The following is a 24,141-nucleotide window of genomic DNA, read 5'->3' as shown; positions in this document are numbered from 1 at the left end:
TAAGTGGGGCTCGATCAAGGACCATTCCTCGTCGGTGAGGTCTCCACGCGCCATGCCCGATGGCCTACCAGGACCGTCGGCCATACCGCAGGCAATCCCTCTGATCTCAACTCCGTACAGGCCCTAGTACGGACGCGGTCGAGGGGCGTCCCGGCGGGCGCCGCCTCCCGCTGCCGCTTCCCCGCGTTGCGGCGGCGCTGCTCCGCCCGTCATGCCGACCGAGGCGACGGTCCGTCACTGGCGCGGTACGGACCGTCGCCTCTCGCAGGAGTAGTGGCCCGTTATGCCGGGTAAATCCCCTTGTGGCATGTGAACGTCTCGGGGGGAGTACACATGATCGGCGCCATAGTCTCCGCCGTCGTCATCGGGGCCATCATCGGCGCCCTGGCCAGGCTCATCGTTCCCGGCAAGCAGAACATGTCCATCGGCCTGACGCTCATCGTCGGCATCGTGGCCGCTCTGCTCGGCACCCTCATCGCGCACCTGTTCGGCTGGGCCGACACCAGAGGCATCGACTGGATCGAGCACATTCTCCAACTCGTCCTCGCCGTCGGCGGTGTGCTCCTGGTGACCCGGATGAGCGCCGGAAAGACGGCCGGTCCAGGACCTACGGGGGTCTGACCAGCGCCAACGTAATTTCTACGCATAATTGTGCGCGCCTGGGTACTGATCTCACCGTGAGAGAGTGAACGGCTCACCCTCATGGGGAGGTTTCGTACCATGACTATCCAGTCCATCCTCGGCGCGATCGTCATCGGCGCCGTCATCGGTGCCGTCGGCCGTCTGCTGCTGCCCGGCCGGCAGGCCATCGGGTGGATCCTCACCGTCGTCGTCGGCATCGTCGCCGCCCTCGTGGGCACCCTCATCGCGCAGGTTCTCGGCGTTGAGACCACTCCGGGCATCGACTGGATCGAGCTCGTCATGCAGGTGGTCCTGGCGATCGTCGGTGTCGGCCTCGTGGCCGGACTCCGTCGGGGTAGCGGTTCGCGGAGCATCTAAGACCCCTACTCCGCGCTCCTGAGAGCGGCGCGGGACGCGGTATATGCGGAAAGACCCGCTCGGTTCAGCCGAGCGGGTCTCCGTGTTGCCTGGCGGGCTCTGAGACGGCCTTGTGGCGCGCCCTGAGCGCCCATGGGGGCTTTGCCTCGTTTGCCGTGGCTGGGCCTGTCCTGGGGGCTTGTCGGGCGCGTCTGTGGGGTCCGTGGGTCCGCCGGGCCGGCGCGGGCGCGTCGCCGGGTGCCGGTGGACGGCCGGTCACTCCTCGGGTGGGAGGGGCGTGCTGCGCATGCGCCGCGCCGGAGCTTCGTCGTACGCCTCGACGGGCTCCTCATGGATGACGGGGTGAGGGGCGGTGTCGACCATGGACTCGTCGCGCTCGTCGCCGCGCGCGGGCCGGGTGGGGACCTCCTCGGCCGCGGCGGTGGCGGGGGACTCGCCCGGGTCGGCGGCCTCGCGGCCGTGCGCCGGGTCCGGCCCTCTATCTCCGGCTCTGCCTCCGGCTCTGTCTCCGGCGGCCGGGCGGTCGTCGGCGACGACGGGCACGGGCTGGGTGTCGGCGTCCTTGCCGGCCGGAGTGCGGGGATGGACGAGGACGTCGGTCGGCTTCACCCGGTCGCCCCAGCGGACCGGCCGCCGACGAGGCTCCTGCCGAGGAGCCTCGGGGGGAGGAGTTTCCGACTGAGGAGTTTCGGGCCGAGGAGTTTCAGGTCGAGGAGTTTCAGATCGCGGAGTTTCGGGCCGAGGAGCGTCCTCGGGCAGCGGAGCCTCAAGCCGTGGGGCCGCCTCAGGCCGCTCAGGCCGAGGTGTCTCCTGGCGGGGAACCTCCTGGCGGGGAGTCTCGCGTCGCGGCGCCTCCTGCGCCGAAGGGGCGTCGAGGGCTTCGGCGGCGGCCGCCGTGGAGTCCTCCTCCACCGGCACGACCTCCGCCGTCTCCTCACCCGCAGCCGCCCTGGGCGCGTCGTTCCGTAACGTGTCCGCCTCCACCTGAGGAGCCTCTGCGCGGGTCACCCGCTCGGGGATCGGCGGCGTCTCGGGCGCCGGGGTGGGGCCGACGACGGGTGTCGGCTCCAGGACCTGCTCCAGCGGCTCGGTGAGCGGCGGCGCCTCGGAGAGAGGCGGCGGCGCGTCGACGGCGCGGCCACGCGGGAAGGGGACGAGGTCCCGCTCGTCGCCGTCGTCGTCCCGGTCGTCGTCGCGTACGGAACGCCGGTCCTGTACGTGCTTGATGAGCAGCAGCCACAGCCACAGCGCCACCGCCAGCATGACCCACGGCGCGACGGCCACGCCGACGGCCGCCTGCCGTACGTCCGGCTCCAGCAGCAGGGCGGTCGAGACGTTGGCCGCGGCGGCGGCCACCAGCAGCACGACCAGGACGATCGCCGTCTGGATCCGGACCAGCAGCCGCGCCGAGCGCAGCAGCAGGAGGCTGATCAGCGCCACCGCGAGCAGCGCGTCGAACGCCGCGGGATAGAGGTAGGCGAGGTCGGCCCGGGCCTCGCCGAGTTCGGCCAGCGACCGCAGGTCGTCGAAGGAGAGCGCGCACGCGGCGCCGGTCAGCGCGGCGACCGCGACACCGGCCAGGGCGATGCCGAGGCGGCGGAGCGTAGAGGGGGGAGTCACGTCCATGGCGCTGTCGAGCCTACAGAAGAATGGCGTTCACGACTGATCGAGGAGGAGACCATGGCCGAGCTTTCCGACGCCGTGCGCGAGTTGTTCGACGGGCCCAACTTCGCGACGGTGACCAGCCTGAACGCGGACGGATCACCGCAGAACACCGTGGTCTGGGTGCGTACGGATGGGAACGACGTGCTGTTCTCGACCGCCGCCGGCCGCGTGAAGCCGCGCAACTTCGAGCGGGACCCGCGCACCAGCCTGCTGGTGGTCGACCCCGCCAATCCCTACCGGTACGCCGAGGTGCGCGGCCGCGTCACGCTGGAGGAGGACCCGGAAGGCAAGCTCATCCAGGAGCTCTCGCACAAGTACATGGGGCAGCCCTGGCAGGACGCGCCGGGCACCCAGCGGCTGATCGTCAGGGTCACTCCGGAGCGTGTCCTCCTGCGAGGGTGATTTATTCGGCATGTGAGCGTGGCTGAGGCGTTAGCCTTTCCTTCGTGAGCCTGCACTTGTACGACACCAGCACACGCGCCGTTCGAGAATTCGTTCCTCTGGAACCCGGCCGGGCGTCGATTTACCTGTGTGGCGCAACCGTGCAAGCTCCGCCGCATATCGGGCATATCCGCTCAGGCGTGAATTTCGACGTGCTGCGGCGCTGGCTGCTGCGCTCCGGGTACGACGTGACGTTCTGCCGCAACGTCACCGACATCGACGACAAGATCATCAGGGTGGCCGCCGCGGAAGGCGTGCCGTGGTTCGTGGTGGCCGAGCGCAACCAGCGCGCGTTCACCTGGGCGTACGACACGCTCGGCTGCCTGCCGCCCACCGTCGAGCCGCGCGCGACCGGGCACGTGCCCGAGATGATCACCCTCATGGAGCGGCTGATCGAGCGCGGCCACGCCTACGCCTCCGGCGGCGACGTCTACTTCGACGTGGTCTCGTACGCCGACGAGTACGGCAAGCTCTCCAACCAGAAGCTGGAGAACATGCGGCCGGCCGCCGACACCGACGACGAGTCGTGCAAGCGCGACCCGCGCGACTTCGCCCTGTGGAAGGGGGAGAAGCCCGGCGAGCCCACGTGGCCCACGCCGTGGGGGCCGGGCCGGCCCGGCTGGCACCTGGAGTGCTCGGCGATGGCGACCAAGTACCTCGGGGGGACGTTCGACATCCACGGCGGCGGCCTCGACCTGACGTTCCCGCACCACGAGAACGAGATCGCCCAGTCGCAGGCGGCGGGCGACGGGTTCGCGCGCTACTGGATGCACAACGGCCTGGTCAAGATCGGCGCCGAGAAGATGAGCAAGTCGCTCGGCAACTCGCTGCTGATCCCGGAGATGGTGCAGAAGGTACGCCCGGTGGAGCTGCGCTACTACATGGCGGTGCCGCACTACCGTTCCTCGATCGACTACTCGGAGGAGGCGCTGCGCGAGGCGGCGGCCGCCTACCAGCGCATCGAGGGGTTCGTGACGCGGGCGGCCGAGGTCATCCACGACGTGGACGCCGACGCGCCGCTGCCCCAGGCGTTCGTGGACGCGATGAACGACGACCTGGGCACGCCGCAGGCGCTCGCCGTCGTCCACGAGGTGGTGCGCGAGGGCAACGTGGCGCTCGCCCGCGGCGACAAGGAGGCCGTGGCGCGGCTGCTGGCCGAGACGCAGAACATGCTGGACGTCCTCGGCCTCGACCCGCGCTCGCCCCAGTGGCGCTCCGCCGGGTCCGACCTCAAGCCGGTGGTGGACGCGCTGGTGGCGGTGGCGCTGGAGCAGCGCGCGGCGGCGCGGGCGCGCAAGGACTACGCGGCGGCCGACGCCATCAGGGACCAGTTGGCGGCGGCGGGCATCACTGTCGAGGACACGCCGCACGGGGCGCGGTGGGAACTCTCCCACTGAGCTCTCGGCTTCACTCGTAGAGGCCCGGACGTTCCTTTTGGGGCGTCCGGGCTTTTTCGTGCGGCCTGAGTGAACGTGTCTTCTGCTCTCCCGCGGCATCCAACGCGCGCTCTCGCCCGCCCCTCAGCCTCGCCTGTTCCTGAGCCTCGCCTGCCCCTGAGCCCCGCCCGCCCCTGGGTCTTGCTCGCCGCCGGCCTTGCTCGTTCCTTCGTCCGCCTGCTGACTTGGCCCGCTTGCTCGTTGCCCGACCCGATCCTTGGGCGGGCGATGGAGCGGGGGTGCCTCGGGGAGAGCAGGAGCCCGGAGGCGATGAACTCCGCGACGCCGCAGCGGCCCGGGGAGCGAGCAGGTGTCGCGGCCAGGAGGAGGTGTCGCGATCAGGAGCAGGTCGCGATCAGGAGCAGGTCGCGATCAGGAGCGGGAGTGCGAGTGCCTGATCGCCGGGCCGAACACCCGGCGCTCCAGCCGCGCGTACGCCCGCCCGGACATCGCCAGCAGCGCCCGCCTCCCCACCCCGGCCTCGCGCATGAGCTGGCGACGCTCCTCGGGGGTCGCCAGCCGGGCCGCCCAGGGCAGCACCCAGGGGACCCGGTGAGGGGCGATGGTGGAGCGCATCCGCCGCGATGCCACCACGTAGTCGTCAGCGGACACGTACCGGGTGATCAGCGGCAGGACGTCCTGGTCCAGGTGGTCGACGTGCTCGTCGATCCGGTCCCGGACCACCCGCAGCAGCGCGGCGAGCAGCGCCGCGCCCGACTCGGGATCATCGACGAACTGGTCGGCCGCCGCCCGCAGCCCCGCCACGATCGGCGTCAGGGCGTCGCGGCTCTCCAGGTACGGACGCATGTCGATGGCGGCGCCCGCTGACTCGGACAGAATCGGCCACAGGACCCGCTCCGCGCACTCGTGGTGCCGGTCCATCTCCTCGCAGAGCAGCGTGACGTAGTCCCGCACGGCCACAGCCCGCCGCCGGGACACCAGAGGCGCCTCCTGCGCCGGCGCAGATGCTCTCGGCGTCCGCTGGGACAGGGCGAGCCGGGACGAGGCAGGCATGCCTGGCCCTGACGTGCGCTTGGACTGGATGGCCTGGGTTGTCGGTGGCGGCCCCTGCGTGCGCTGGGACGGGGTGGGGACGCCCGTGGGCCGCTCGGCACCGCTCTCCGGGGTGCGCGTGGGTCCGGCCACGGCCGAGGAGACCGGCGGCACGGCGCTCGCCTCGACGGCGTCCGCCAGCCCGCCGATCACGTCGGCCAGCCTGTGGAGGTCGTCGCGCAGGGAACGGTGTATCAGCCGGAGAACGGTGACATCGGCTCCACCTGTGTTGTGGACCGCGCCGTTCCGGCCTGCGGCATTCTCGTCTGCGACGCCCTGACCGGTGCCGCCTCCGTCCCTGACTCTTTCGTCGGCGGGCCTCGCGTCCACGGCCCTTTTCCGGGCCCGCCTTTCGTCCGCGAACCTCTCCTCCGGGAGCTGTGAACCTTCATGCGAGTGAGGCGCGACGCTCACACCGCCGTTCTTGTGGATGTACGTCATAAATGACCTTCCCGGTCGTCTCGTCTACCGACTCCTCCTGCTCGGAGTGGGTCAAGTGAAGATTTCGTAATATCGGCACTTATTGCCGACTTCCTGGTGGCCGCCCAGGCTCATAGACCTATGACCAGATGTGTCTCGACGTATGTGAACGAGCCCCATTAGTGCTGAGCCCGCACTCCAGCCATTCCGGGCCTCGCCCGCGTCCTGCGACTGGAACCCAACGGCCCCGAGCCGGAACCCAACGGCCCCGAGCCGGAGCCCAACAGCCCCGAGCCGGAACCCAACAGCCCCGAGCCGGAGCCCAACAGTCTTGAGCTGAAGCCAGCCGTCCCGGGCTGGCTCCTGGCGCCTGAGGGACGGGCTTCCGTCGATGCCCCGTGGGGTCGGCCAGCGTGCAGCGTGCTCATCGCTCCGCTTCCCGATCCCGCCTTCACAGCGAACCTCGTCCAGCACTCGTCCGGCCCTACGAGCGAACCTCGTGCCGGCCCTCTTCGCGCCCTCAGTCCACCGAGCCATGACTGTGGAGGCGGCTGGAGGTGGGCCGTCATGTCCCACCGATGGGGCCACCCGATGGGGCCACCTCACAAAGTCGGCCACTCTCGCGTACGCCTGACCTCACCGTACGCCTGCGCTCTGAAGCACTCACCGCAGCCCGCAGACGGGAAGCGAAGGGGTGTCTTACACGGGGCCCCAACCCGGCTCGAACCAGTCACGTGATCGCCGACCGGCAACACCCGCATCCCCTATCAACAGCCTTCGACCTGCGGATTGTTCCCCAAGAACCGCGCTCCACCCTGTCGCTCCGCCCCGGCTCCCCGCTCCGCAGAGACACATGCATCGCTACCTGACTTCAAAGCTGCTACTTCAAAAACAAGAAGTCATCGCTCTAAGATCGAGACACATGTTCAGAGCTTGGAGTGAGAGGAGCGCCATGCGCGACGGCAAGGACCGGACCCTCGACAGCACCTCCGAGGCGACCCCTGACAGGGCGCTCCGCGAGGCCCGGGATCCGGCACCCGATGAGGCGCCCGGCAACACCGATGGCGCGGCGTCCGCGAAGGGACCAGCCGGGACTTACGGCGGTGCGTTCACGCGGCTGTCAGTGAGGACATATCGCGCGGAGTCCACCAGAACATCACCCAAGACCAATGGCACAGCTTCCGCCGGAGCGCCAGGCAGGACTGGCGACGCGACTACCAACAGGGCGTTCGGAGAAGCCCCCGACGCGGCACCCGTCGACACGTTCAACGTGACTCCGTCCGGAGCCGCTGTGGTGCGGATCGGGTACCTGCTCCCGACCCGGGACTGGGTGGTCATGGACGATCGCGACCTCACCTCCCTGGTCGATCAGGCGAGGTTGGCCGAGGAACTCGGGTTCGACTCGGTCTGGGCGGGGGACAGCCCGGTGACACGTCCGCGTGCCGACCCGCTGCTGGTGCTGGCCGCCGCCGCGGCGCTCACTCGGCGCGTCACGCTCGGCACAGCGGTCCTGCTGCCCGCCTTGCGACACCCCATCCTCCTCGCCCATCAACTGGCCACGCTGGACCTCATGTCCGGAGGCCGCCTGGTGGCGGGCATGGGTGCCGGCTTTCCGACCCCGAACACCGAGGCCCAGTTCGAGGCGATCGGGATCGGCTTCAAGCGCCGGGTCAGTCGCATGGAGGAGGCGATCCACGCCATGCGGCGGCTCTGGAGCGAGGACGAGGTCTCGCACCAGGGGACGCACTTCGCCTTCAGCGACGTACACCTCGCCCCGAGACCGGCCCGGCGGGGAGGCCCGCCGATCTGGCTGGCGGGGGGCGGCTCCGACGCCGCGCTGCGGCGCGTCGCGAGGATGGCGGACGGCTGGCTCCCGTACCCGCCCGACCATCGCACGTACGCCACCGAATGGACGTCCATCGCCACACAACGGTCAGCCCTCCCGAAGGCGGCGGGCTCCCGCGACACGGAAGAACACGACGACGAGGGGACGGCGAGGCGAAACCCTCGCAGACCCGGTAACCATGAAACGTCCCGGTCATCCCGCGAGAAGCCGCCTGGTGACGAAACACTCGCCGACGCCCGCGACGCCCGCGACGCCCGCGACGCCCGCGACGCCCGCGACGCCCGCGGCAACCAGGGCTGCTACCAGGGCGGTTGCCGTGACCAGGGCGAGCAGGGCGATCGGGGTGCCCACGGCGACCGGGACGATTGCAGCGACCGCGGCGACCGAGGCCTGCGGGGCTTGGACGGCGATCCGACCCCCGCCCTCTACGCCACGATCTGCCTGGACGAGGACCCCGAACGGGCCCGCCTCCGCCTCCGTACCAGCATCGAGCGCTACTACAACGCACCTCTGGAGTTCGTGGAGGGCATCCAGGCCATGTTCGCCGGAACTCCTGAGGACGCCGCCACCTGGCTCCAGGCGTACGTGAAAGCCGGGGCGCGGCACGTGGTGATCCGGCTGGCCGTGGACGATCACCGAGCGGCTCTGGAGGAGTTCGCCGCCCGGGTGCTGCCCCTCATACGGCATGCGTAGCCAAGCCGGCAGGAACCGAGACATGCCGACGACAGGAAGGAACACCATCATGACCACGTACGTCCTCGTGCCCGGCGCCTGGCACGGCCCCACGGCCTGGGACCGCGTCGTGCCGCTGCTCGAACGAGCCGGTGCCCGCACCGTCACGCTCGACCTCGCCGCCACCCCCGCCACCGGGTTGGACGAGCACGTGCAGCAGGTGATCACGGCGCTGGACGCACTTGAGGCGTCCACCTTCGCCACGCCCACAGACGACGAGGCCTCAGAGACGACGACGCCAAACAGCGACACGCCACGGTTTGCTACGTCCGCCCCCGAGCACGCTGCTACGTCCGCCCGCGAACGCGTTGCTACGTCCGCCCCCGAGCACGTTGCTACGTCCGCCCCCGAGCACGCTGCTACATCCGCCCGCGAACACGTTGAGACGCCCGCCCCTGAACACGTTGACGTGCCCGCCCGCGAACATGGGCGGGTCGTCCTCGTCGGTCACAGCTACGCGGGCCTTGTCATACGCCAGGCCGCCGATCGCAGGCCCGATCGCGTCGAGCACCTCGTCCTGATCGACGCCTGGGTCGGTCCGGACGGGGCGGGGCTGTTCACCCTGGCTCCCGAGGCGTTCGCGGACAGGATCCGCGCCGCCGCGGACGAGAGCGGCCTCATCCCCGCGCCGGCACCCGCGATGTACGGCGTCACCGAGCCCGATGACGCCGAGTGGCTGCGGACGCGGCTGCGCCCTCACCCGCTCCGGACGTTCACGGACACGACCACCCTCACCGGCGCCGTGGACCGCATCCCCGGCACCGCCCTCTACTGCCGCCCGCAAAGCCTTCCCTTCGACCGGCTGGCCGAGAAGCTGGGGTATCGGACGGTGCCCGTTGACGGGCCGCACGACGTGATGGTCACAGATCCCGAGACCGTCGCCCGCCACCTCCTCGACATCCCGCAGGTTCAAAATCGGGAAGCGCCAGAGCTACAGTGAAGAAGTGGATCAGCGGACGTACAACCAGTACTGCGCGACGGCCCGGACCCTCGACATCGTGGGGGAGCGCTGGACGCTGCTGCTCGTGCGCGAGCTCCTGACGGGGCCCAAGCGCTTCGGCGACCTGCAGAGCAGCCTGCGCGGTCTCGGCACGGGGCTGCTCGCGGCCCGGCTGAAGCACCTCGAACGCGAGGGACTGGTCCGCAAGGTCGTGCTGCCGCCGCCCGCGCGCACCCCCGCGTACGCCTTGACGCAGGCGGGCGCCGAGCTGGGCCCCGCGGTCCTCGCGCTCGCGCGGTGGGGGATGAAGTGGGCCATGGGCGAGCGCCGCGAGGACGAGGCGTTCCGGGCCGGCTGGGCGGTCCTCGGGCTGCGGGCCTGCTTCGACGCGGAGGCGGCGTCGGGGACGCGGGCGGTGTACGAGTTCCGGATCGCGGACGAGATCTTCTACGCGCGGGTCGAGGACGGGACGATCGAGACCGTGCTGGGGGCGGCGCAGCAGCCGGACGTCGTGATCGAGATGGACGACGAGACGCTGGCGGAGCTCGCCGCGGGGGAGCGGACGCTGGCGGACGCCATCAGGCACGAGGTCGTACGGGTGTCGGGGGACGCGGAGGCGGTCGGGCGGCTGAAGTCGCTGTTCCGGCTGCCCCAACCGCAGTCCAGGTACGGACGGGCGCCCCAGGAGGTCTGACGCCGGAGTACCGGGCGCTGGCCGGAGTCCCGGGCACTGGTGGAATCTGAAGACCGAGGCGCCGGAGGAACCTGACCGAATACCGGTGCAACCCGAAGCCCCAGCCGCGGGTGAAATCCGAAGCCTAAGGCGCCGGTGAAACGTAATGCGCCCCAGGCTCCGGTGGAACGTAATGCGCCCCAGGCTCCGGTGGAACGCAATGCGCCCAGGCCCCGCTGGAACCTGAAGCCGGGAGCCAGAGGAGTCTGAAGACTCGGGCGCCGGGATGAAGCCGGACTCCCGGATGCTGGAGGTCACCGCGGCCCAGACCGGACACTCATTCCAGACACCGGGGAAACCCGGATGACGGACCCCCGTCCCTGACATCGGGGAAACCTGGATTACGGGACACCCACCCCTGACACCGGTGGAACCCGGATACCCGGACACCGGCGAAACAGGGCCGAACCAGGCGGGCATGAGTGGGTCGTGCCCGCCAGTACCCTTGATGGCATGGCAGCTGGTGGTAGGGCGTCGGGCAGGCCCGCGAAGAAGAAGGGCCCGTCCAAGGGCACCGGAGGTCAGGGCCGCCGGAGCCTGGAGGGCCGGGGCGCGACCCCGCCCGCCGAGGCGCGCCACTGGTACAAGGACAAGGCGCGAACCGAACGCATCGCCCGCGAGGAGCGCGGCGGCGGCGCGCGACGCCCGGCCGCGGCGCGGCAGAGGCGTTCGGAGGAGTCGCCCGAGTACATCGGCGGTCGCAACCCGGTGCTGGAGGCGCTGCTCGCCGGGGTGCCGGCCAACGCCCTGTACGTGGCGCAGCGCATCGACAACGACGATCGCATCCGCGACTCGATCAAGATCGCGACCGAGCGCGGCATCGCGCTGCTGGAGTCCACGCGCGACAAGCTCGACCGCCTCACCGACGGCGCCGTGCACCAGGGTCTCGTGCTCCAGATCCCGGCCTACGACTACGCGCACCCGTCCGAGCTGGTCGAACTGGCCCGGGACGCGGCCGAGCCGCCGCTGATCGTCGCCCTCGACGGGGTGACCGACCCGCGTAACCTGGGCGCCATCGCCCGCTCGGCCACCGCGTTCGGGGCGCACGGGCTGCTCATCCCCTCGCGCCGCTCGGCGGGCGTCACGGGCGGCGCCTGGAAGACGTCCGCGGGGACGCTCGCCAACCTCCGGGTCGCCCGCGCCGCCAACCTCACCGCCGCGTTGCGCGAGTACCGCGACGCCGGCCTGTTCGTGATCGGCCTGGACGGCGAGGGCCGCACCGACATCGGCGACGTCGACCTGCTGTCGGAACCCCTCGTGGTCGTCATCGGCTCGGAGGGCAAGGGGCTCTCCCGGCTGGTGCGCGAGCACTGCGACGTGGTGGCCCGCATCCCGATGCACGCGGCGGCGGAGTCGCTGAACGCCGGGGTGGCGGCGGGAGTGGCGCTGTACGAGACCGCTCGTCACAGGCGTCGCTAGGCTCTACACTGGTAGGCCGTGCCGACGTAGCTCAATCGGCAGAGCATCTGTCTTGTAAACAGAAGGTCAGGGGTTCGATTCCCCTCGTCGGCTCTGTGCCGGATGGCCCCTGAACAGGGATTTCTTGTTCGGGGGCTTTCTGTTTGCCGGAACAAAGATGCGATCTTGCCAACACCCTTGCCAACAGGAGATCCGGTGACTCTGGAAAAGCATCCTGGCACATGGACCTACGACCCTGAGGCGGGAGCCGCGTATGTCTACCTGCGCGGTCCTATCGCTCAGGGTGGGGTCGCGAGGACGGTCACGATGGATGAGGCGACGGTCAACTTGGATCTTGATGCTGAGGGCCGCGTGATCGGTATCGAGATCCTCGCTGAGTGGCCCGAACAAGAGAAAAGGGCGTGATGGCGTGGCGTCTTGAGGTTCTGCTTGTGGTGGGCCTCGACGGACGAGCTTCGGCATGAGCGATGCCGGGGTGTCAGGGAAGCGAGGATCTCCCCAGCCGGTCGTGAACGCGTAGGTGTCGCCGCCTCTTCACGCTTCGCCGAGTTTGAGGCGGTCCTCGTCTTGCCGGCCACGTTTCGGACGCCGAAGCCCCTGAACAGGCGATATGCCATCAGGGGCTTCCTCGTTGCGGGGTGTGCCCGCCCATACCCTGTGGCGGCAACCCTGGATGGGCTCAGGAGCTCATTTCATAGCGGTACCAACGGCGCGGATCGCCGTCCTCGTGCAGCCACAGCGTTCCATCCCTGCCGATCTTCCCTCGTGCCCAGCCGGTCGGGTATCGGTCTTCTGGTAGCAGCAGGTTCGCCCGGCCCGTCTCGGTGACGGCTCCGCCCTCTCGCCGGGCGCTGCGGATCTCCCAGCGGAAGCCGCCACCTGCTCGATGCTGATCGAGGAAGGCAAGCTCATTGCCGGAGACAGCCAGGCCGCTGCACCGTGTGACGGGGTTCGGTGTGATGCCCCGGACGCCATCACTGTCGATCTCGATCAGCGGAAAGTCGGTGTACGGGCAGGCGTGGACCACCTCACGGCCGACATTGAGCGCATAGCAGTCGCACCAGAGGACGCCTGGAGTGTGCGACGGTGCCATCCAGGGTGGGCCACCGTGGCTGTCCCAGCGCGCGAGGCCGATCATGAACCTGTAGGAGCGGGTGCCGTCCGGGTTGGCGAACCAGTAGTTCGACTCGTCGAAGTAGCTGGTCCAGATGTTGCCCTGGGCGTCGGTCATGAGCTGCTCGATGCCGTCACCAGCGTAGAAGGCCGATCGGGTCTCCCCGCCTCCGTCGATCACTCGGACGTTGTCGGTGAGGTGGAGTCCGTCCTCCGGAACCAGCCATCGATAGCGCTCGATGTCGACGCCCGAGGGCTCGCAGCGTGCGACGGCCAGCACGATGCCGTCGCCGAGGGTGTCGATGTGGGTGAACCACAGGTCGAGATCTGTCAGCGCGATCTCGCGGATCTCGGCTCCGTCGCAGATGACGGCGGTCGCGTCGTAGCGCGGGGGCGGACGTGGCGTGGAGAAGTGCGGGATGAGGGTGAAACCCTGAGCGGGGTCGGCAACCAGGGCGGCGAGCCGGCCGCGGTGGTCGATGGTTGAGGCCAGGACCTCATATGGGGCGTAGCGGTCGGGAAGCGTCGCGTGCAGCGCGAGCCGGCGGTCAGCGACCATGGGCCTTTCTCGTCGTCATCCATCGATGATCGCATACAGGGCGGCGCCGAGTGCGTCGGTGCGGTCGACCGGACTCTTGCTCCGACGGCTCCCCCTGGCAGCACGCTTCCTCTGCTCGTTCACTCTCTGGCCACTCCGAAGCGCGGGACACGGATGTACGTCCGTGGACGGACGTTCTTGGTGATCGTGATGCCGGCATGCCCCGCGGACTTTGGACACCACGTGGAACGTGGTGCCTTGGGGATGCCGTCCTCCGCGCGGAGGATCCAGTCCATCGTTGATCAGCTCACTGGGCCTGCCGGGGCGGGCAGATGTCGCGGTAGGGCACGTCCTTGAGGAAGGCGGTCCAGTCGGCCGGGGAGAGGGTGTGCCCGACACGGTGGCACACGTCCTGGACGATCCGCTCGGCACCGATGGGGATCTCGTGGACGGCGCCCCAGTCCGCGGCGTAGAGCGTGGAGCCGTCCGGGCTGAAGGCGAGCGAGGTGATCTGGGAGCCGTGCAGGTCGAACGCGCCGCCGAGCCGCCGCATGGCGTTGACGTCCCAGATCTGGAGGATGCCGTCCATGGTCACGCCGGCGAGCAGGTCGCCCTGCTGGGAGAAGGCCAGTTCCTCGATCTCCCCCGCCGTCCCGCGCAGGACCGGCGTGATCGGGGTCGGCCCCCGGACCGTCCACATCGCGATGCGGCCGGCCGCGCTGGCGCTGAACGCCAGCCGCCCCTGGTCGCTGACGGCCACTGCCGAGGCGCCGCGCACGACATCGAAGGCCGCGTCGACCGGCTGGCCGGCGGTGAGGTCGATGAACCTTCCGGAAGCCGAGGCGAGGCGCCCATCCGGTGTGTACGGCCCGCCGCCGATCTGCGAGCTGAAGGTACGCAGGACACGCCCACTGGCGGCGTCCAGCACCAGGAGCCGGAAGCTGCCCTCCTGGGTGGACGGCTGGAGCGTGAGCGCGATCGTCTTGCCGTCCTGACGGAAGTCGACGCGCTCGGGGTTGTTCGTGTTCGTGTTCGGCGTGGCGATCTGCCAGAGCTTCTTGCGTGTGGCGAGGTCGATCAGCCGTACGCTCGCGCTGTCGGCGATGAGCATGCGCGTGGCGGCCCGGTCGAATCCCCACGCCCCGAATTCGCCGAGCGGGAACGTCGCCACCTCCGTGCGGGCGCGCAGGTCCCAGAGCCCGAGACGGTTCTGGTCGGGATCCTCCATCGCCGCCCATCGTCCTCCGGGGCTGAGTTTCCCCACCCCCTTCCGGACCTGGGTGGCGCCGGCTCTCGGCGACAGGTCGAGGCTGATGACCATGTTGTCGTAGAGGTAGCGCAGGCTCCTGCCGTCGGGGTCGAATCGAACGTCGGTCAGCTCGTCCTCGGCCCGGTAGGTGAGGATCGGCTTCCGGTCGGCGACCTTCCACACGCGCACCTCGCGTTCGGCGAAGGCGGCCAGGTAGTCGCCGTCCTGGCTGAAGCGCAGCCGGGCCCCGGACTTCGTGCAGATGTCGCAGACCCACTCGTCATCGCCCAGTTTGCGCTCACGACCGGTCGCCGCGTCGACGAGCGCGATCGTGGCGTTCGCGCAGGCGACGGTCCTGCCGTCCGAGGTGAACGCCACCGCCTCCATGTGAACGTGGCAGGGCGCCAGACGCCGCTCCCGGGTCAGGCCGGGCAGCGTCAGCTCGTCGAAGCGCCCACCCGACAGCAGCAGGTGTTCACCTGTGGGGTCGACGAGCGGAGGCTGCGAGGGCGACACCATGTCGCCGTCCGTGGAGAGGTTCTGGCCGAACTGCTTGCCGGTCGCCGTGTCCACCAGGTACACGATGTCGCCCTGGTACATCACGGTGAGGATCGACTCGTGCTCACCCCAGGTCGCGCTGAAACCACCGCGTTCCGTCAGAGCGTGCCGCAGCAGTTGCTTGCCGGACGCGAGGTCCCAGACCCCGAGCTCCGCACCGCTGATCATGGCGAGCAGGCGGCCGCTCTTGTTGAGCGTCAGCCCCCCGGGAGGCGCGCCCTGCAGCTTCAGCCCGGCCCAGCCGCCGGTGCGCTTGCCGGTGCGGACGTCGTAGACGTTCACGCCGGCCTCACTGACGCTGACGAGTGTGCGGCCGTCGCGACTGAGGGCGCGGTCCGCGGTGCCCTTGACCAGGGGATCACGGAAGACCGCCGTCTCCTGCTGCTGCAGGGAGGCGATGAGACTGGATCGGGCCTCCAACTGCGGTGAGGTCCGCCAGGCGGCGACGCTCAGCAGCATCGCCTTGACCGGGTCGGTCGTGCGCATCCGGTCGGCTTCCGCCGCCACCTGCTTGGCGGTGAGGATGTCGCGCTGTTCGGTGGCCTGGTGCTGCTGGTAGACGGCCAGCCCGCCGGCCACCAGGGCCACGACCAGCAGCCCGGCCAGCGTGATCGTGGTCAGCGTCCTGCGGCGGGTCCGCTTCCTGGTCAGCTCGGTGCCCGCGCGCAGGAAGTCCCGCTCGGCGGGGGTGAGTGTCACGTGACGGCGGCCGGTGGCCGCCCAGCTGAGCGCCTGCTCCAGGCGGCTGCCCTGGAAGAGGTCGCCGTCCCGCCTGCCGTTGTCGGACCAGCGCCGTGCCGCCGTGGAGATCTGGCCCAGTATCGCCAGGCCGTCGCGGTCGGCGTCCACCCACATGCGCAGCCGTGGCCAGGCCCTCAGCAGGGCGGGTCTGGACAGCGCGACCGAGGTGTCCTTGGTGGTCACGACGTACGAGAACGCCCGCAGGATCCGCTCGACCGCTCCCGCCTCACGCTCTGGGCGCCCGCCGTACAGCTCCTCGTGCGAGGCCCACCGCCCGCTCTCGTGTCCTTCCTCGTCCACCGTCACCATCCGCAGGAACACCGGGGCGACCAGCTCGCGCTCCTCCGGTGTGAGCGCCGCATACGCGTCCTCCGCGATCGTGCCGAGCGCCGGATCGCCCTGGTCGGGCCCGTGCACGCCCTGGGCCGAGCGGCTGCCCGCGGCCAGCAGGCCCCTGGTGTCGGCGGCGTTGCCGCTGACCAGCGCGAGCAGCAGGTCGCGTGCCGCGGGCCTGGCGGCGGGATCCTGCGCCATCGCGGCCGCCACCAGCTGGGCCAGCCGCGGCGGCAACGCCCGCAGATCCGGTGCGGAGGACAACACCTGGTGCATCACGCCGCCCAGGTTGTCCGCCTTGAACGGATCCTGCCCCGTGGCGGCGAACACCATGACCGAACCCCACGCGAACACGTCGGCGGGCGCCCCCGCGCGCTGTCCGATGAACACCTCGGGCGCCATGTAGCCGGGCGTGCCCGAGACCTCGCCCGTCTTGGTCAGCGACATGTCCATGGTGCGGGCGATGCCGAAGTCGATCACGCGCGGGCCGTCCGGGCCGAGCAGCACGTTGTCCGGCTTCAGGTCGCGGTGGATGACGCCCGCGTCGTGGATCGCGGTCAACGCGGTGGCGATCGCCGTCGCCAGCCGGTGGAGGTCGTCCTCGGTGAACCGTCGTCCCTCCACCACAGCCTTGCGCAGGCTCGGCCCGGCCACGTACTCCGAGACGATGTACGGCTTGCTCGCCTCCAGGTCGGCGGCGAGCACCCGGGCCGTGCAGAACGAGGCCACCCTGCCGGCCGCGGTCGCCTCCTTGGCGAAGCGGTCACGGCTGCCGTCGTTGTCCGACGCGTGCAGGACCTTGATGGCGACCCTGCGTCCCTCGGGGTCGTAGGCCTCGTACACGACTCCCTGGCCGCCCGAACCAAGGCGTCCAGCCAGCCAGTAGTCCCCGATGTGCTGGGGATCCCCCGCGCTCAGTGCATCCACGGCGCGTTAGATGAAGCTTCCTCGCCCAAAGTTGCCGCATCCGGGCGTCTTGTCCCGACTTGTCGGCAGCCGCCGCCGGACGAGACGGCGAGGCGGCCGGCTCCCGTTCGCAGCGAAAGCAGGATGCCGCGGCTTTTTCCTGCTTCGTCCCATGGAAATTCGCGTACCTCTGGATTTGAGCGAGCTTGGCATCCCTAACTTTAGGGATGCCAAGCTTTCCTCGGGGCGCTTTATCGTGAAGCGAGCAGAGAGCCAAACAAGTGGAAAGGAGTGTGACGATGTCGAAGTTGTACGCTTCATGGCATCACGGATTCACGGCGGTGGCCGAGAATCCCGGCACGAGCGCGCTGCGTCAGGGATTCGGCGTGACCTTCTCGCTTCCGGCGAACGGGGGTGACTGGATCCATCTGGCCATTCCCACCCCGGTCATCGTCGAAGACCGTCGGGCCACCCTGGACAGGGTGCTGATCCTCTTCGACGCGCGAGAGACCAGCGCGCTCCTCGCCGTGCACGTGTGGGACGGCCCGGAGCGCATCCTGGTCAGAGAGGGCCTCCGGGTCGAAGGTGACCACGCGCACGGCCTGAGCGCGGACAACGTCTTCCCGGTGGGCCGCGACGGCATCAACTGGGGGTGCGGGATCTCGATGTTCTTCACCGCCGGTCAGATCGACAGCCACGTCTTCATCGCCGGTTTCGGCGGGGACTTCTCGCACAACATCTGAATGGACCGGAATTCCTCGGCGGAGACGGCCTTCGCCGAGGAATTCATTTGATAGCGCCCTGATGAAATGGGCCCTGCTTCTGGACGGTCTTTTCCCGGCGAATCTCAGGACGAACCGGCGGAGTGTCGTCCGGCGACGACGTTCGCCGCGATGAGCAGTCCGGCGGGAACGATCGCGGAGAGGAAACCGCTCGGCCCGATCAGGCTGACGGCGAACGCCCCCCAGGCGAGGATCGCCCAGCCGACATACCCGGGAACGTGGTGCCCCTGCCGCCCTGCCCGCGCCACCAGCAGCCCCAACAGCGCCAGCACCACGACGAATCCGCCCGGCAGCGCCCAGAACGTCGCCATCGAGTCGCTGTCCGCGGCACCCGTGCGGAGGTCTCCGGCGAGCCAGCTGGACCAGGGGGCGATGAGGGAGAACAGGACGGTGTGCGCCACGGCGATCAGGACCATGCTGCGGCCGGCCCAGATGGTGAGCCGGCTCGGAGGTGCGGACGTTGCGGGCGGTTTTGCCGCGGGTGTGGTGCTCATGGGGGTCAGCTTCTCCGGGGCGCGGTCCGGCTTGCTCCCCTTCAGGAGGGATGTCGCTCCCTCGCTCCGGGGAGTGGCTCGGGCGAACGACGAAGCACTCAGGTCTCGCGAGGGATCTCGATCCGAACGGGATCTGCGGACGCGGGTGGCTCCCCCGGGAAGACACCGGTGATCAGGGCGGCGACCGTGTAGAGGTTCCAGGCCAGCGCGGGCTGCCGCACGACGGGTTCGGAGAAGAACGCCCTCAGCTCGTCGCCGCGTACGAGGGGAGCCAGGGCGTCGGCTCGTTCGAGCACGAACGCTCCGAGGAGAGCGGACATGTGGGGCCCCGGGGCGGTACGCCAGTTCCAGGTGCCGCCACGCTTCGGAACAGGCGCCGCGGGAGCGCCGGCCGGAGGCTTCCGCCGCCACCATCCGCGCTGCCTCTTCGCCTCCCCGGCGAGGAAGCGCCACGGCTTGCCCTCCAGGTCGATCTCCTGCAGGCCCGGAGCCATTCGGCTGATCAGTTCGTGGACGACTTCTTCGGAATGCCGCCATCGCTGGTCGAGCGACAGCGCCTCGACCACCACGCGATTGTCGAGAAACGGCTGGATCGGGTCGCCGCGCCTCAGTGATCCCACCCGGGCGGCGGCGTGCCACCGCCCCACGCGGTACGTGACGTACAGGTGGTCGAGCACTTCCCACGGGTTCTCGCCGGCTCGTCGCAGCCATGGCTCCGCCAGCCCGCGGGCATGCTCGTTCGCCTCGTCGGTGAACAGCGGCTCGTCGCGGAGGAAGAAGTCCTTGACCCTGCGACGCATCGCCGTGTCGGTGGTCTGTCCCTGGCTGTAGAGGAAACCGCCTCTGAGGATCTCACCGCTCTGCCCGGACATGGTGGGCATGGTGGAGTACGGCCGGTAGTCCACGATGCTCTCGTACGCCGAGGTCATCCCTTCGCAGGCGCGGATGACGTCATAGGTGCGCACGCTCGGGTGGGGGACGAGCACGGCGTCCTTCGCCTCGGTCCGCGCGGGCGGGATGACCGTGTGGCGGATGCGCAACCGGGCGGCGACCGCGCGGGCGATGACGACGTCCGGGTGGGTGTCGAGTCCGTTGGTCGTCGCGCGGAAAGGCACGCGGCCCGCGTGCAGAAGCGCTGCCATCAGCCGGCTGTCGCGCCCGCCGGTGAGTGCCAGGTTCACCGGTTCGGAGACGGCCCGCAACGGCTCGACGGCAGCGACGAGGGCGTCACTCACCTGCTTGATCGCCTTACGTCTGGCTCGCGGCGAGGCCGGCGCCGGTGGCGCCTGCGGCAGCGGTCGCGTGACGATGCGCCTGCGACCCTCCTTCGCCGTGATCACGGAGGACGGCCCGAGCGCCATGACACCCCGGTACGGGGTCTCATCGGAGAGGAAGTAGCCCTGGCGGATCATGGTCTGCAGGGCGACCTCGTTCCAGGCGACCTTGCCTCCGTTCGCCACGAGGTGCACGTGCAGAGCACGAGTACCCATGAGGTGGAGATCCTCGTTCTCCGCGTAGAAGACGGAAAGCGCCCGGGTGCTCGCTGTGGCGGCCTGCAGCTCTCCCCCCGCGACCCGGACGGCGGAGAAGCACCCGGACAGGTCCGCCACCACGTCACCGAGGTCGGGCGTCTGGGCGAGACGGCGCACGTCCCGCTGTGAGGTGAAGGTGCCGCTGATGCCCAGGCCTCCGTGTTCTCCCCGCACGATCAGCGGTGGGCGGGCATCCGTCCCGTTCTCGTTGGACCAGGCGAGCAGCGCGGCGCTCCTGCCGGTCCACTCGTCGGCGTCGACGGTTTCCGGCGGTACGGGGAACACGTCCGCGAGGAGCGAGCGGGCCAGGGAGAGAGGCCGGCCGATGTCCACCCCCGGACGCTTCGCGGCCATACCCAAGAACACGCGCATCGGCAGCTCCTCGCACCTCTAGGCCGTTCGGGATCACTGATCACTGATCACCGTTCGGCGGCCCTTGAGTTCACGCGGCGGCGGAGTGCCGGCGGGCGCAGGACCCGCCGGCCGGGGATCGGGCGGGCCCGGGCTATGGTCGTGATCATGGATGTCGACCAGGTGACCGAGATCGTCGTCGACGCCGCGCGCGTCGCGATCCTTCCCCGCTTCCGCGCGCTGGCCGATGGAGAGGTGGCCGAGAAGTCGCCCGGCGAGGTGGTCACCGTGGCCGACCGTGAGGCCGAGGAGCTGATCAGCCGGCGGCTGCGCGAGGTGCTGGACGCCCCGGTCGTCGGTGAGGAGGCGGCCGCCGACGCCCCCCAGCTGCTGACGGCGTTGAGGGAGGCGCCCGCGGCGTGGGTGGTCGATCCGCTGGACGGCACCGCCAACTTCGTCGCCGGTCGTCCCGACTACGCGGTGATGGCGGCGCTGGTGCGCGACGGGGAGACCGTCGCCGCGTGGATCGCGCAACCGGCCCAGGGCCGCGTCTACGTCGCCGAGCGTGGGGCGGGGGCCTGGCGCGACGGGGTCCGCCTGCGCAGGGAGCCCGCTCCCGGCGACCCGGCGGCGCTGCGCGGAGCGGCGCTCACCAGGTTCCTCGATCCGGCGGCGAAGGCGCAGGTCGAGGCGGCCGCGCCGCGGTTCGCCGCCCTGGGGCCGGGCAGCGGATGCGCCGGTGTCGACTATCCCCGCCTGGTGGACGGCGAGCAGGACTTCGTCCTCTTCCAGCGCACCCTGCCCTGGGATCACGCCCCTGGTGTCCTCCTGCTGACCGAGGCGGGCGGTCACGCGCGCCGCCTGGACGGCAGCACCTACCGGCCGGCCGATCCGCGTGCCGGCCTGCTCGACGCCGCGGACCCGACCTGCTGGGAAACGGCGCGGTCGCTGCTCCTGGGGTGATCCGCTGTGTCCTCAGGGGTTCCGGGACATCCTCATGGGTTCCGGGACAACCGTCGCGCCAGGATCCGGGCACGGGCGAGCTGGACCTTGCGCGCCTGGCCGGCGGCGAACCCGGCCACGAGCCACGGCGCCGTCAGGTCGAGCCGGTCGCTCACCCGCGTGCCGGCGCCGTCCGGCGCGAGGTCGAAGCGGTAGGCCATGCGGACGCGTCCGGGGCTTCGCACCTCGCCGTACACGGACAGGCCGTCGGTGTGGAGTGCCACGTCGATCGGATTGTCGTAGGTGAGGAACCGGAGGAAGCGGAACCGCTCGACGGCCGTGTACCGGATCACTCCGGCCTCCGAACGGTCCACGTCACGGACGGCGATCACGAGCGGGGACAGGCCGATGTAGCTCTCCGGAGTCGTGAGGTGCTCGAACACCTTCTCCGGTGCGACGCCTACGCGGAAGTGGTGGCTCAGCACCCTGTTCGACACCCCGGCCTCCCATGCCTGCGCGTTCTGTCGCGGAATTGTGGCAAGGTTGCTCCCTGCCGGGAAGCTCCGAATGATCACGAAAGTGATGGTTGAGGGTGAGACGCGGCAACTGACATGATCTCGCTGGTTATGTCACCCTCTGCAGCGCATGGAGCACCCTTGTTCAAGCGTCGTGGTTTGATCGTGTCCGCAGCCCTCACCGCGTTGGCGGTGGGTGTCGCCGTTCCCGGCGCGGCGGCGGGCGACGAGTTGGATGATCCGACAGCCCCGGGTCCGGTGTACAAGACGGTCACGGACAAGAGCGCTCTGCTGTCCTTGCAGACCAACGGGCGTCCGGACGGGCGGGACATGGTGTTCCGGATCTCGGGCTCCGTCTACGCCAACATCGAGGGCAACGCGTACGACCCGAGCCTGCGTCACGGCCAGAAATTGTTCAACATCGAGGGCTACAACATCCGGCGGTTGTACCGGGTGCCCGGCACCACGCAGCTCTACCAGCTCTCCCGTGAGATCGTCTTCTACACCGACCCCGCCGACCCGACGAAGGTCCTGCGGGAGTGGAAGAACCCGATCGACCTCAAGACGTACCCCGTCGTCCCGATCAACAACGACGCGGTGAACTTCGGCCCGTTCAACGTCACCTCCTCCTACGTCGGCCCGCCCCTGCGGCAGATGCACGACGAGACCGAGTGGACCAGCGACATCCCGGTGCGCACGGACCTCAAGACCGCGCTGGGCGAGTCGTTCGGCCTGGTGAACGGCGTCTACGCGGCTCAGGAGATGTTCGACTTCTACGTCGACGAGCGCGAGGTCGCCACCCGCACGGTCGCGGGCACCGTCCCCAAGGGGGCGATGAAGACCAAGATCAGTTGGGCGAGGACGAGCCCGTGGGCGCCGTTCATGTGCCTGCCGGAGACCGACGTCCGCGGGCAGCTCACCTACCACGCGCGGAGCTGGTCGCTGCAGTCCTACAGCGAGATCGAGCCGTGGCTGCGCGCGGAGGTCGAGGCCGCCTACCCGCTCTACAAGGCCGCCCCCACCGCGCCCGGCCCGAGCGAGAACTCCTGGACCTCCTTCTACAACAAGCAGCTCGGCAAGGGGGCCACCACGTGGTCCGCCTGGTGCGCCGCCAACGGCAAGGCCTGACCGCACCCTGATCCCAGCCGCTCGCCGAGGGCGGCTGGGAGGGACCTATCGCGCCGGTACGAGCCCGACGTCGAACCGTACCCCGACCTCGTCGCCCACCTTGAGCGCGCCGAGGAACGCCGAGTACGGCCGGATCCCCCATCGTGACTGCATGATGACCGCCGAGCCCGTCACCCGGCCCCCGGCCACGGAGCCCTCGACCACGACGGGCCGGGTGGCGCCGGCCATCGTGAGGTCGCCCTCGACGCGGAACGACTCCGCCGTCCCCTCGACTCGCGACGACCGGAACGTGATCACCGGGTTGCGCGCGCTGTGCAGGACCTTCTCCCGGATGTTCTTCTCGATCTCCGCGCGGTCGGAGGCCGTGAGCGGCTTGACGCCGCCGGTCCCCTCGCAGACCTCGAACGACTCCGCGTCGACCTCCACGCTCACCGCGGAGCCGGCCGGGTCGGCGGGGTCGATCGTGGCGTCGCCCCGCCAGCGGGTGACCGCGATGGTGAGATCATGGCCGGCCTTGGCGCCGAACCCGGCACGCGTCGTCGTGACCACGAGCAGGCCGGACTCGGGTCCCAGCGTGTAGCCGCCGGCGGTGATGCTCATTCCGCCGCCCTACGAGCCGCATCCGATGGTGACGAACGTCCAGGCGATGGACCGGATCCGCTCGTAGGCGTCGTACACCTGCCAGCCCTCCTTGAAGCTCGCCGCGACCAGGCCCAGGACGATTCCGGCGGCGAACGCGTCGCAGGCCGCTCCGTTCCAGCCGTCCGACGCCTGGCTCTTGACCGCGTACGCCGCGCTGAAGAGCGGGTCGCTCAGCGGGCTCCAGGACTGGGCGAGGGAGCTGTAGCCGCACGGGTTCCAGCAGCCGCCGGCGTTCACGTTGCCGCGGTCCTGGCCGTTCTCGAAGATCTGCAGGAAGAGGTCGTCCGCGCTCTGGCCGTCGATGGTGACCTTGAGAGTGGTCTGCTGGGAGCCTGAGATGGCGAGCTGGATGGTCTTGGGGTCGGCCTGCACGTCGGCCGAGGAGTCCTGTACACCGCTCGCCTCGTAGGCGGCGAGCGCGAGCGCGGATCCGTCGGGGGAGAGCGTGCACCAGGTGATGCCGGCGCCTCCCGGTGTCTCGGTGGGGGCCGGGACGACGATCAGCGGGTTGTCGGCCATGTGCGCTCGCTTTCGGTGATCTTTCGGGTCATGCCTTTCTCGTGCAGCGGGATACCCGATGGCACGCAGCGCCGCACGCGTCGTCCTCGACGTTGGATGCTTCTTGGCGGTGGA

At 69.9% G+C, this 24,141-nt stretch carries 21 protein-coding genes and 1 tRNA gene; 13 read left to right on the top strand and 9 right to left on the bottom strand.

The annotated features are described in order from the left end of the window. Window positions 1–333 precede the first annotated feature (333 nt). The gene (locus HTZ77_RS42905) at window positions 334–621 is read left to right on the top strand and encodes a GlsB/YeaQ/YmgE family stress response membrane protein (RefSeq protein ID WP_175595544.1); all 288 of its coding nucleotides are present in this window, start codon (window positions 334–336) and stop codon (window positions 619–621) included. 99 nt (window positions 622–720) lie between these two features. Continuing rightward, on the top strand, window positions 721–999 hold the full coding sequence (locus tag HTZ77_RS42900; protein ID WP_175595543.1) for a GlsB/YeaQ/YmgE family stress response membrane protein: 279 nt from the start codon (window positions 721–723) through the stop codon (window positions 997–999). 255 nt (window positions 1,000–1,254) lie between these two features. Here HTZ77_RS42900 and HTZ77_RS42895 read toward each other — a convergent pair whose 3' ends face one another. Further along, window positions 1,255–2,625 (bottom strand): DUF2637 domain-containing protein, encoded by a 1,371-nt coding sequence (locus tag HTZ77_RS42895; RefSeq protein ID WP_175595542.1) that lies wholly within the window; start codon window positions 2,623–2,625, stop codon window positions 1,255–1,257. 54 nt (window positions 2,626–2,679) lie between these two features. Here HTZ77_RS42895 and HTZ77_RS42890 point away from each other — a divergent pair, with 54 nt between their 5' ends. After that, window positions 2,680–3,066, top strand: a complete 387-nt coding sequence (locus HTZ77_RS42890) for a PPOX class F420-dependent oxidoreductase (protein ID WP_175595541.1) — start codon at window positions 2,680–2,682, stop codon at window positions 3,064–3,066. Window positions 3,067–3,110: 44 nt separating this feature from the next. Beyond that, window positions 3,111–4,502, top strand: coding sequence for a cysteine--tRNA ligase (gene cysS, locus HTZ77_RS42885; RefSeq protein WP_175595540.1), 1,392 nt, complete (start codon window positions 3,111–3,113; stop codon window positions 4,500–4,502). Window positions 4,503–4,913: 411 nt separating this feature from the next. Here the strand turns inward: cysS and HTZ77_RS42880 are convergent, their stop codons facing one another. Continuing rightward, window positions 4,914–5,747, bottom strand: a complete 834-nt coding sequence (locus HTZ77_RS42880; RefSeq protein ID WP_175595539.1) for a hemerythrin domain-containing protein — start codon at window positions 5,745–5,747, stop codon at window positions 4,914–4,916. A gap of 1,561 nt (window positions 5,748–7,308) precedes the next feature. Between HTZ77_RS42880 and HTZ77_RS47150 the strand changes: the two genes are divergently transcribed. From HTZ77_RS47150 to HTZ77_RS42845, 6 genes are all read left to right on the top strand, one after another. Beyond that, window positions 7,309–8,553, top strand: coding sequence for an LLM class flavin-dependent oxidoreductase (locus HTZ77_RS47150; protein WP_328809100.1), 1,245 nt, complete (start codon window positions 7,309–7,311; stop codon window positions 8,551–8,553). 49 nt (window positions 8,554–8,602) lie between these two features. Then, window positions 8,603–9,532, top strand: a complete 930-nt coding sequence (locus tag HTZ77_RS42865; protein ID WP_175595538.1) for an alpha/beta fold hydrolase — start codon at window positions 8,603–8,605, stop codon at window positions 9,530–9,532. Window positions 9,533–9,536: 4 nt separating this feature from the next. Beyond that, window positions 9,537–10,226 carry a winged helix-turn-helix transcriptional regulator gene (locus HTZ77_RS48605; protein ID WP_175595537.1) on the top strand — a complete coding sequence of 230 codons (690 nt, stop codon included), beginning with the start codon at window positions 9,537–9,539 and terminating at the stop codon, window positions 10,224–10,226. 492 nt (window positions 10,227–10,718) lie between these two features. Further along, window positions 10,719–11,684, top strand: coding sequence for a 23S rRNA (guanosine(2251)-2'-O)-methyltransferase RlmB (gene rlmB, locus HTZ77_RS42855; RefSeq protein WP_175595536.1), 966 nt, complete (start codon window positions 10,719–10,721; stop codon window positions 11,682–11,684). A 20-nt stretch (window positions 11,685–11,704) separates the two neighbouring features. After that, a tRNA-Thr gene (locus HTZ77_RS42850) sits at window positions 11,705–11,777 on the top strand. A gap of 9 nt (window positions 11,778–11,786) precedes the next feature. Further along, window positions 11,787–12,089, top strand: a complete 303-nt coding sequence (locus tag HTZ77_RS42845; RefSeq protein ID WP_175595535.1) for a DUF2283 domain-containing protein — start codon at window positions 11,787–11,789, stop codon at window positions 12,087–12,089. Window positions 12,090–12,363: 274 nt separating this feature from the next. Here the strand turns inward: HTZ77_RS42845 and HTZ77_RS42840 are convergent, their stop codons facing one another. Both HTZ77_RS42840 and HTZ77_RS42835 read right to left on the bottom strand, forming a co-directional pair. Further along, the gene (locus HTZ77_RS42840; RefSeq protein ID WP_175595534.1) at window positions 12,364–13,356 is read right to left on the bottom strand and encodes a hypothetical protein; all 993 of its coding nucleotides are present in this window, start codon (window positions 13,354–13,356) and stop codon (window positions 12,364–12,366) included. A 286-nt stretch (window positions 13,357–13,642) separates the two neighbouring features. Then, window positions 13,643–17,143 (bottom strand): protein kinase domain-containing protein, encoded by a 3,501-nt coding sequence (locus HTZ77_RS42835; RefSeq protein ID WP_175595533.1) that lies wholly within the window; start codon window positions 17,141–17,143, stop codon window positions 13,643–13,645. A gap of 278 nt (window positions 17,144–17,421) precedes the next feature. Here HTZ77_RS42835 and HTZ77_RS42830 point away from each other — a divergent pair, with 278 nt between their 5' ends. Then, complete coding sequence (locus HTZ77_RS42830) at window positions 17,422–17,865, top strand: DUF6623 family protein (protein WP_328809101.1); 444 nt, start codon at window positions 17,422–17,424, stop codon at window positions 17,863–17,865. A gap of 104 nt (window positions 17,866–17,969) precedes the next feature. On the opposite strand, the gene HTZ77_RS42825 is transcribed toward HTZ77_RS42830, so the two are convergent. Beyond that, entirely contained in the window at window positions 17,970–18,398 is a 429-nt protein-coding gene (locus HTZ77_RS42825) for a DUF6463 family protein (protein WP_235996028.1), read from the bottom strand. Between the two features lie 98 nt (window positions 18,399–18,496). Then, a complete protein-coding gene (locus HTZ77_RS42820; protein WP_175595531.1) occupies window positions 18,497–20,302 on the bottom strand; it encodes an asparagine synthase-related protein in 1,806 nt (601 codons plus the stop codon). 147 nt (window positions 20,303–20,449) lie between these two features. Here HTZ77_RS42820 and HTZ77_RS42815 point away from each other — a divergent pair, with 147 nt between their 5' ends. Further along, the gene (locus HTZ77_RS42815) at window positions 20,450–21,244 is read left to right on the top strand and encodes an inositol monophosphatase family protein (protein WP_235996026.1); all 795 of its coding nucleotides are present in this window, start codon (window positions 20,450–20,452) and stop codon (window positions 21,242–21,244) included. A 32-nt stretch (window positions 21,245–21,276) separates the two neighbouring features. Here HTZ77_RS42815 and HTZ77_RS42810 read toward each other — a convergent pair whose 3' ends face one another. Beyond that, complete coding sequence (locus HTZ77_RS42810) at window positions 21,277–21,720, bottom strand: SRPBCC family protein (RefSeq protein ID WP_175595529.1); 444 nt, start codon at window positions 21,718–21,720, stop codon at window positions 21,277–21,279. A 183-nt stretch (window positions 21,721–21,903) separates the two neighbouring features. Between HTZ77_RS42810 and HTZ77_RS42805 the strand changes: the two genes are divergently transcribed. Then, window positions 21,904–22,866 (top strand): DUF1838 family protein, encoded by a 963-nt coding sequence (locus tag HTZ77_RS42805; RefSeq protein ID WP_328809099.1) that lies wholly within the window; start codon window positions 21,904–21,906, stop codon window positions 22,864–22,866. Window positions 22,867–22,911: 45 nt separating this feature from the next. On the opposite strand, the gene HTZ77_RS42800 is transcribed toward HTZ77_RS42805, so the two are convergent. Both HTZ77_RS42800 and HTZ77_RS42795 read right to left on the bottom strand, forming a co-directional pair. Then, window positions 22,912–23,466: a YceI family protein gene (locus tag HTZ77_RS42800; protein ID WP_175595527.1), complete on the bottom strand. Its 555-nt coding sequence runs from the start codon at window positions 23,464–23,466 to the stop codon at window positions 22,912–22,914. A gap of 9 nt (window positions 23,467–23,475) precedes the next feature. Continuing rightward, complete coding sequence (locus HTZ77_RS42795; protein WP_175595526.1) at window positions 23,476–24,027, bottom strand: hypothetical protein; 552 nt, start codon at window positions 24,025–24,027, stop codon at window positions 23,476–23,478. Window positions 24,028–24,141 lie beyond the last annotated feature (114 nt).

The sequence above is a fragment of the Nonomuraea montanisoli genome (assembly GCF_013363975.1).
GTDB classification, from domain to species: domain Bacteria; phylum Actinomycetota; class Actinomycetes; order Streptosporangiales; family Streptosporangiaceae; genus Nonomuraea; species Nonomuraea montanisoli.
Note: the sequence above shows the minus strand (reverse complement) of the source record. Positions and strands in the feature narration are given on the sequence as shown.

Excerpts from the sequence above, each read along its gene's own strand:
- HTZ77_RS42840 (WP_175595534.1), bottom strand. The coding sequence starts at position 13,356 with ATGGTCGCTGACCGCCGGCTCGCGCTGCACGCGACGCTTCCCGACCGC.
- HTZ77_RS42800 (WP_175595527.1), bottom strand. The coding sequence starts at position 23,466 with ATGAGCATCACCGCCGGCGGCTACACGCTGGGACCCGAGTCCGGCCTG.
- HTZ77_RS42795 (WP_175595526.1), bottom strand. The coding sequence starts at position 24,027 with ATGGCCGACAACCCGCTGATCGTCGTCCCGGCCCCCACCGAGACACCG.
- HTZ77_RS42895 (WP_175595542.1), bottom strand. The coding sequence starts at position 2,625 with ATGGACGTGACTCCCCCCTCTACGCTCCGCCGCCTCGGCATCGCCCTG.
- HTZ77_RS42845 (WP_175595535.1), top strand. The coding sequence starts at position 11,787 with ATGGCCCCTGAACAGGGATTTCTTGTTCGGGGGCTTTCTGTTTGCCGG.
- HTZ77_RS42820 (WP_175595531.1), bottom strand. The coding sequence starts at position 20,302 with ATGCGCGTGTTCTTGGGTATGGCCGCGAAGCGTCCGGGGGTGGACATC.
- HTZ77_RS42890 (WP_175595541.1), top strand. The coding sequence starts at position 2,680 with ATGGCCGAGCTTTCCGACGCCGTGCGCGAGTTGTTCGACGGGCCCAAC.
- HTZ77_RS42900 (WP_175595543.1), top strand. The coding sequence starts at position 721 with ATGACTATCCAGTCCATCCTCGGCGCGATCGTCATCGGCGCCGTCATC.
- rlmB (WP_175595536.1), top strand. The coding sequence starts at position 10,719 with ATGGCAGCTGGTGGTAGGGCGTCGGGCAGGCCCGCGAAGAAGAAGGGC.
- HTZ77_RS42830 (WP_328809101.1), top strand. The coding sequence starts at position 17,422 with ATGTCGAAGTTGTACGCTTCATGGCATCACGGATTCACGGCGGTGGCC.
- HTZ77_RS42905 (WP_175595544.1), top strand. The coding sequence starts at position 334 with ATGATCGGCGCCATAGTCTCCGCCGTCGTCATCGGGGCCATCATCGGC.
- HTZ77_RS42825 (WP_235996028.1), bottom strand. The coding sequence starts at position 18,398 with ATGAGCACCACACCCGCGGCAAAACCGCCCGCAACGTCCGCACCTCCG.
- HTZ77_RS42865 (WP_175595538.1), top strand. The coding sequence starts at position 8,603 with ATGACCACGTACGTCCTCGTGCCCGGCGCCTGGCACGGCCCCACGGCC.
- HTZ77_RS42815 (WP_235996026.1), top strand. The coding sequence starts at position 20,450 with ATGGATGTCGACCAGGTGACCGAGATCGTCGTCGACGCCGCGCGCGTC.